Genomic DNA, 7,267 nt, shown 5'->3' with positions numbered 1-7,267 from the left:
TCGCCAACCTCTCCGAGCAATATCAGCGCGGCGATCTGGAAAATCTGCTGGCCCTTTTCGACGCCTCGGCGCACATGGAGCGCGGGGACAAGAAACAGATCCGCGCCGAGTACGGCGAATTGTTCCGCAACTCGGAAAACCGCGCCCTCTACATCTGGGATGTCGCCTGGTCAGGCGACGGCAAGCTCACGCGCGGCGAAGGCAGCTACCAGGCACGCGTGCTGCGCAAGGGCGATGGCTCACCGCAGATTCGCAGCGGCGCAGTCACCATCGAAGTCATCCAGCGCAACGACAAGCCGCTGATCGTCGGGCTGTATCACAAGGCGGATTACTGAGCCGGTGTAACCAGGCCGCGCTCTGCCAGTTCCGTAGCCAGTCGCAGCACATCAGCCTCCAGCTGCGCGCGCTCGACCTCGTACTCTTCCAGCATCGTCGCGCAGATTTCCGCCAGCTTCTGGCCCTCGCCCATCAACGCCCAGATGCGCGCGCCCACGCAACACTGCTCATAGAAGCGACATGGTTAGGTGGGACTGAAATGGACTGCATGCGCTCAATTTGACCAGCACCCGTGACGCTTTTCATGGCCGGGATGAACCCCACTGCAGCAGGCGACCTAGGCATCGGAACGCATGACGCTCCGATAAATCACCGGCGAAATGGGTCAATCTATGTCGCACGGGCAACGACGTGGCCATAGGGACGTTGATGAAACACCAGCACCTCAAACCCAGCGGCCTTGCATTCTGCCCTGATTTCATCGCTCGTGAAGTGATGATCGAACGAGCCATCCATGTTATCGCCCCGTTCAACCGGGAGGCTTGAACCGCTGATCGCCTTGGCGACTCTGGCAACCCAATAGACGATGAAAAAAAACTTCGACTGCTCTCGCCGCGTAAAAAACGAGATCAAAATCGGCGCACCCACAGGCATCATTTTGCGCACATCGCGCAAGAAGGCGACCCGTCGCTGCGCGTGCTGAATATGCATGTAGCCACCCCACCCGACTAAGGCAGCGTCAAAACGCATTCCTCGAACTTCCGCGGCGACTTCGCTGGGAGGCGCTTGGAAAATCTGAGCAGGAATTTCATGCTTCGCAAGTAAATCCTTACAATGAACAACAAAAGAGGGTTGGCACTCGAAGGCGACCAACTCAAATCCACTTCGCGCCAAAGCCAGAACTTCCCGACCACCACCACAGGACGGAACAAGTACACGGCCACTTTTTGGGAAATACGTCGCTATCGCGCTTGCCTCCCAATCACGAAATCCGGACTCGTTGTACGCGGAATCCCGGTAAATGCTCCATGACTGGTAGGCGACAAGAGATTCATTCTCAACCTGCCGGACCGACCGCCTTCTACCCAACTGCCAACCGGACACTAACGCGGCCACGACCTGCGCGAGCATATCGGCTTCGCCTATGCGCCGACTACGACCAGGGAGATTTCGCGTCCGTCAGAGGAAAACCACCAATTCAGGTTTTCTTGTTAGCAAACGTGCCGTCAGTCGAAGCACCACTCTTCTGCGTCAAGTTTCGAACAAGCCCAAACCGCGTGAGCGCCGGTGTGGAATAGGGGCGCCGAACAGCAACGGCTGGCAGGAAGGCACCAATAGGTGCGGCGTATGCATCGTTCGAATTCGTAGTCATAGATCCTCCTAAATTGTGATAAAGAAAATTTGCCGTAAGTTTAACTTGAGTAGTCGCATGCAGTTAGCCAAGTTTCAACGCATATTGGAATCCACATTGAACGGCCTTGACCAAATAGACCCGGAGTCTTGCCGGTTCGAAGCAAAGGTTCAAGGGCGCCACGTGCCAGTTCAACCTTATCCCAGTCAATCAGTTCCCCTGAACAATGCGGCAACTTGGCAAGACCGAAGGTAGCGGACTCATAGGCCTTGACGAAGTATGTGTCAAAGGATGTCTTCGACCCGCGCGACAACAACGATGCCGGCCATTCCGCCTGAAGCGCTTGCAGAAGCAAGGACTTGATCCTCCAAGGGTATCCCTTTCGCCGATCGGACGTCATTCGCAAAACCGAATCCACCAAATCCCGATTTAGGAAGGGGTGAAGCAGTGTGATGCCCTGTCCACTCGCGTGTATTTCTATGAACTCGATTGCCCCAAGAAACTCCGGTGAAATCAACCAGGACACAAGTTCAGCAGTGGCGCGTTTGCCCCAAATGACAGCCAGATCTTCAGGTCTAAGAACTGGAGGAAACGCGGCATGATCTGGCACCAGCATGTCACGCCTGACCCAGGGTTCAAGATTTTGCGGGACCTCCTCTTGCTGGGAAGGTGCCGGCGCAACCTTTCGCAGGGCTTTCCCCGCGATAACGCCAACCAACCTGCGCAGCGCCATTGCCTTTGCTCGCACTGATGGTTTCTGACGCGAGCAAACCGCTTCGACGACGGCACGAAAGTACCGTCCTTCGAATGCATGAGCCAGCGCATAGTCAGGGTCCCACGTCAAGTCATCGCCACCGATACCGGTGAACGCGACACGCGCGTCCAAGGAGCGAAGCGCCTGGCCCCAAGCCTGTGTCCGTGGCCAAGACGGATCAATCACTGGCGAACACCCATGTCGCGCGCTGGCGGCGAATCCGAGCTCTGCCGCGGCAAGGCTTGGCGCAGGAATCTTCACGTGTGGGAACGACGTGCACGCGGCAACTGCCTCGGAATAGGGGCTCTCATCGCAAGTCAGGCCTGGATAGACAAACGATACGAGGTGCGTGGGCGCACCCCGCGGCGAGGCTGCCAGATGCTCGGCGGCCAACAATGTGATCGCCGACGAGTCATAGCCGCCACTCAACTCAATGGCGAGCGGCCCGTCCACACTGGCCATGTTGGCCGCGACCGATGCCTTGAGCATCCGGCGAAAGCCGCTGGCAAGATCCTCTTGACCGCCTACGTCAACGTTCAAAGCAATACCTGGAACAGGCCAGTAGCGAACCTGTGTCATGCCAGACGATCCAATGACGGCGTAATGACCCGCTCGGACTCTATTGATTCCCTGGACGAAGCTCGCCTCAAAGGCGCGATGGGTCGAATAAACGATGAAGTCGGAAAGAGCCACCATATTCGGCTTCAGCTCAACGAAATCAGCGGCTACAAGCGACTGAACTTCTGAAGCGAATGCGAACTCACCCAGGCGATGTGCCAGAAAAAGCGGCCGACAACCAAAGGCATCGCGCGCGGCATAAAGCTCTTTGGTTGCGGGATCCCAGATGACCAATGCGAAATCACCGCGCAATTTGTCGGCCAAATCCTTGCCCCACTTTTCGTAGGCGGCCAATAACACCCGTGCAATAGGAACCACTTGTGGATCGCGCGCCGAAGCCAAGCCACACGATTCAGCAAGTTCGCAAGCGTTGTGCAAGCTGGCATCCACCACGATCAGGCGATTTGTTCTCGCGCAAACATCAATGTGATCGGATGCTGGGTGATTTCGGCGCAAAGCTGTATGAGCGTATCCGAATTCGGCCCGGCCATGCCTTCGTGTTATGGACCCATCAAGTGCCCGATGTTCAAGGCCGCGCAACAAGTCACTCACAGTTGAATCGTCCGAAAGTTCGCGTTCAAACCTAACGACTCCGGCGATACCACTCATCTCAACCCCTTGACCACAGGTCAATAAGCATTAGCAAGGTCAAGTAGTTGAGCATCAAGAAATACTGACCAGACCCTTGGCACGCAGATCTTCCGTCAGCCGCAGGATGTCTCCCTCCAGCGTCTCCCGCGTCACCTCATACTCGTCAAGCAGCGTGTCGCAGATCGCGGCCAACGGCTGCCCCTCGCTCATCAGTTGCCAAATCCGAGCACCCACCGGGTCCAGCCCGAAATAAGTGCCGCTGGCCAGGTCCAGGATGACGGTTTCGTCACCCACGGTGCGGGCCATCACCTGCGTGGGGATGGATACCTTGTCAGATAAATTCATGTTCGCTGCTTTCTTGTTACTCAACGGCGTGCCGGATGACCGCTTCGCGCACCGCAGCCAGGGCATTGTAGCGGCGAGGATAGTCGAGCCGGAAATAGATGGGTAATTCTGCCAGCCGGGTCAGGTCATCGAAATGCCGGGCGAGCATGTCTCTGGCTTCAACATCTAGCAGGAAGGAATGCTTGACCATTTCGATCACCGCCTCGGCGGGGCGCAAGGGTTCAATAGTGGGGGCCGATGCATCGCCCGTGCCCAGAAAGAAGACACGGCGCAGTGGTCGGGCTTCGTCACAAAACGAGATGGCGGATCCCGCGAGAAACCGGGCCTTGGAGGTGAAGCTCACGGCCGGCGCAATCGCAGCATCCTGAGCGATCAGCGCATCCTGGCTGTCCTTCCACAGACGGATCGAAGGGTGGCTGGGGAGGATCATGCAGCGATCGCCAACCCAATCCAGGCGCAGTCCATCGTCTGTCAGGAAACGTGTTCCTTCCGATGCAAAGCTGGCCGCCAGGGTGGATTTGCCGCGACCCGACTCGCCCAGAAACGCGACACCCTGCCCGCCAATATCCACGGCGCTCCCGTGCAGCACCAACTTGCCTTGCCGACTCAACGCCAGCGGCATGACCTGGTTCAGGTACAGGTGGTCGACCGTGGTCGACGGCACACCGGGCGCTGGCCAGCCCTGAACAATGCACCCATCTGCCGACACCTCGAAGTCCGCCAGTTCGGGAAAGCGCAGCAGGTAGCCCGCACCCAGACGGAAAAATTGCGTCCACAGGGAGCCATCGGGAAAGACCCATTGATGGAAGGCTGCTTCTTGCACGGGCGCCAGCGGTCGCGCGGGCTTTTTTATGTAGTCAGCTGTCACTTGGATTCGAAAATGGCATAGCGCGCTACAAACTCGGGACGATCATTGAGCGGAATGCCGTCTTTTTCCACCCACGCGTGAGCCGCGAATTCGCCTTGCTCCAAGCGCACGCCGATACATAGATCGCTAGTCGTACCGTAACGGCGCAGCAACCACCAGCGCAGCACCAGCGAACGCGTGAGGCAGGTAACCGGCCCGAAAACGTGTTTCGCGGCACGGTTGACCGCAACACCCAGTGCAGCGGCTTCAGTGTGGGTCAGAGGTGTCCTCTGGGCAACGGGCGAGCGGTCGAGCCATGCCTGGAAACGCCGCAAGCCAGCCAGCCGCAGGCCGAGCCAAAACAATGGCAGCAGGGCCAGCGATGCCAGCAGGACCTTCTGCTCGCGCGCGGAAAGTGCGCGATAAATCGAAACGTAACGGGAAATCTCTGGCACTGCGGTCATGGCATTGCTGATAAGGGGTCGATGTTATCACCGAGTACTTGAAGCGCCGGTTCGCAATGCTCTCCGACATCGATCCGTCCCCCTGCCATGTGGACCACCCGGTCCGCCAACTTGAGGCTGGCCGGACGATGGGTGATGAGAATGACGGTCCGGTTGTGCAGGGTATCGTGGCAGTCTTCGATGAATGATCGCTCGCCTTGCGGATCAAACATCGCCGTCGCTTCGTCGAGGACAAGAATCGGCGGATCCTTGAGCAGCGCACGGGCCAGGGCGAGGCGCTGGCGCTGACCACCGGAGAGGCGGACGCCCTGGTCGCCGATGATGGTGTCGTAGCCCTGCGGCAACCGGGTGATGAAGTCGTGGGCCTGGGCGGTCCTTGCAGCGCTCTCGATCGCCGCTTCATCGGCATCGAGGCGGCCGTAGCCGATGTTGTCGCGGACGCTACCGTTGAACAGCAGGACATGCTGGGGAACGATGCCGATCTGGCTGCGCAGGCTGTGCAGGCTGACGCCGGCAATATCGATGCCGTCGATGCAAATCCGGCCGGCGTCGGGTTCGTGCAGACGCATCAGCAGGTGCACGAGCGTACTCTTGCCGGCGCCGTTCTCGCCGGTGATGGCGATCGTTTCCCCGGCCTGGATATGCAGGTTCAGATCCTGCAGTGCGGGCGGCCGGCCGGGATAGGCGAATTGAATGCCATCGAAGGTGATTTCGCCGCGCACCGCCGGCAGGCTGCGGCCGGGGTGAAGAATCTGCTCCGGCTGCTCGGTCAGCACGCTTTGCAGACGCTCCAGGGCGCCGCGCGCCTGCTGGGTCTGGCCGTAGACGCTGGCCAAAGCAGCGACCGGGCGCGTCAGCACGGCGGCGTAGAGGAAGAAGCTGACCAGTTCGCCCGGCGTCATGTTTCCACCGCTGATGCTTTCGCTCGCCAGCCAGAGCAGGACAAGTACGGCGAGTGCGGAAATGAACTGAACCGCCGGTTCAAGCGCCGCCTCGATGCGGTGCTGGCGGATGCCTAGGCGGACGATGCGCTGGATCTGCCGGCGATAGCGCTCGGATTCCCGTCCTTCCCGCGTGAACGCCTTGATGGCCGGCAGCATGCCGAGGTTTTCTTCGGCCATGCCGACGGCGGCGGCATGTTCCTCCTGCAACTGGCTGGCGAGCGGGCGCAGCTTGCGCCCGACGATCTTGAGCAGCAAATAGAATAGCGGAATGGCTGCGGCGACTGCCAACCCCAGCGCCGCATCGGTGCGCAACATGACCAGCACCGCGCCCGCCACTAGCAGCAGCAGCGGGATCAGGCTGAGCAATGTGCCGGTGATGAAACCGGAAAGCTGGGCCGCTTCGTAGGTCAGCAGCGCCAGGATGTCCCCGCGGCGGCGTTGGTGATAAAAGCCCAGCGGCAACGATTGCAGGTGATCGTAAATTCGAATGCGCAGGTCGGCCACTATCCTTTCGCCGCTGACGCTGACCAGGTAGGCATGGCCGAATCTGAGGAGGGCCTGACAGGCAAAGAGGACGAACAGGGCGAGCAGGACCGCCCCCACGTTGGCCTGGAGACCGGCTAGCAGGCTCCCCGCGAAACGCCCGCCCAGCCAGGGGATGAGCAGCGTCACACCGGTTTCGGCCAGCATCAGGAGTCCGGCCAGCGCCAGCTTTGCATGGTAGGGCGCCGCGTCCGAACTGGCGACGGTTCGGGCCTTGTGCTTTGCGTACCCAAACAATCGCCGCAGAATACTGTGCATTTGTACAGTATTTATGCCGACCACTGCAAAACCCAAGCTCTACAACCCACGTCACCCCGAACGCACGCTGCTGTACCAAACAGTGGCAGAGCATTACGTGACCTGGCTGGAGCTGGCCAGCGCGGGTCAGTTCGACGGCCAGGGCGACCACCACACCCCCAAGCCCTTTGTGTGCAAGGCGTTTGCCAAGTATCTGGAATGCGGCATCTTTGCTCACGGCTTTGCGCGCGTACGTTGCGGTGACTGTGGGCACGACTACTTTGTAGCCTTCTCCTG

General features: G+C 59.5%; 9 protein-coding genes. 2 read left to right on the top strand and 7 right to left on the bottom strand.

The window, feature by feature from the left end:
* Nucleotides 1-335: hypothetical protein (locus tag V5B39_RS20950; RefSeq protein ID WP_332344777.1), on the top strand; the 335-nt coding region annotated here is incomplete at its 5' end.
* Here the strand turns inward: V5B39_RS20950 and V5B39_RS20945 are convergent.
* The 7 genes from V5B39_RS20945 to V5B39_RS20915 form a co-directional block, all read right to left on the bottom strand.
* Entirely contained in the window at nucleotides 329-493 is a 165-nt protein-coding gene (locus tag V5B39_RS20945; protein ID WP_332344776.1) for a PqqD family protein, read from the bottom strand. The two genes, V5B39_RS20950 and V5B39_RS20945, sit on opposite strands and share 7 nt — an antisense overlap.
* Nucleotides 494-666: 173 nt before the next feature.
* On the bottom strand, nucleotides 667-1,407 hold the full coding sequence (locus V5B39_RS20940; RefSeq protein ID WP_332344775.1) for a hypothetical protein: 741 nt from the start codon (nucleotides 1,405-1,407) through the stop codon (nucleotides 667-669).
* A gap of 281 nt (nucleotides 1,408-1,688) precedes the next feature.
* Nucleotides 1,689-3,608 carry an asparagine synthase-related protein gene (locus V5B39_RS20935; RefSeq protein WP_332344774.1) on the bottom strand — a complete coding sequence of 640 codons (1,920 nt, stop codon included), beginning with the start codon at nucleotides 3,606-3,608 and terminating at the stop codon, nucleotides 1,689-1,691.
* Between the two features lie 54 nt (nucleotides 3,609-3,662).
* A complete protein-coding gene (locus V5B39_RS20930; protein WP_332344773.1) occupies nucleotides 3,663-3,959 on the bottom strand; it encodes a PqqD family protein in 297 nt (98 codons plus the stop codon).
* A complete protein-coding gene (locus V5B39_RS20925; RefSeq protein WP_332344772.1) occupies nucleotides 3,952-4,758 on the bottom strand; it encodes a hypothetical protein in 807 nt (268 codons plus the stop codon). Before V5B39_RS20925 ends, V5B39_RS20930 begins: the two co-directional genes overlap by 8 nt.
* 41 nt (nucleotides 4,759-4,799) lie before the next feature.
* The gene (locus V5B39_RS20920) at nucleotides 4,800-5,246 is read right to left on the bottom strand and encodes a lasso peptide biosynthesis B2 protein (protein ID WP_332344771.1); all 447 of its coding nucleotides are present in this window, start codon (nucleotides 5,244-5,246) and stop codon (nucleotides 4,800-4,802) included.
* Entirely contained in the window at nucleotides 5,243-6,991 is a 1,749-nt protein-coding gene (locus V5B39_RS20915) for an ABC transporter ATP-binding protein (RefSeq protein ID WP_332344770.1), read from the bottom strand. Before V5B39_RS20915 ends, V5B39_RS20920 begins: the two co-directional genes overlap by 4 nt.
* A gap of 13 nt (nucleotides 6,992-7,004) precedes the next feature.
* Here V5B39_RS20915 and V5B39_RS20910 point away from each other — a divergent pair.
* The coding region (locus V5B39_RS20910; RefSeq protein WP_332344769.1) for a transposase zinc-binding domain-containing protein at nucleotides 7,005-7,267 on the top strand (263 nt) is incomplete at its 3' end.

Source organism: Accumulibacter sp. (genome assembly GCF_036625275.1).
Taxonomy (GTDB): Bacteria; Pseudomonadota; Gammaproteobacteria; order Burkholderiales; family Rhodocyclaceae; genus Accumulibacter.
Note: the sequence above shows the minus strand (reverse complement) of the source record. Positions and strands in the feature narration are given on the sequence as shown.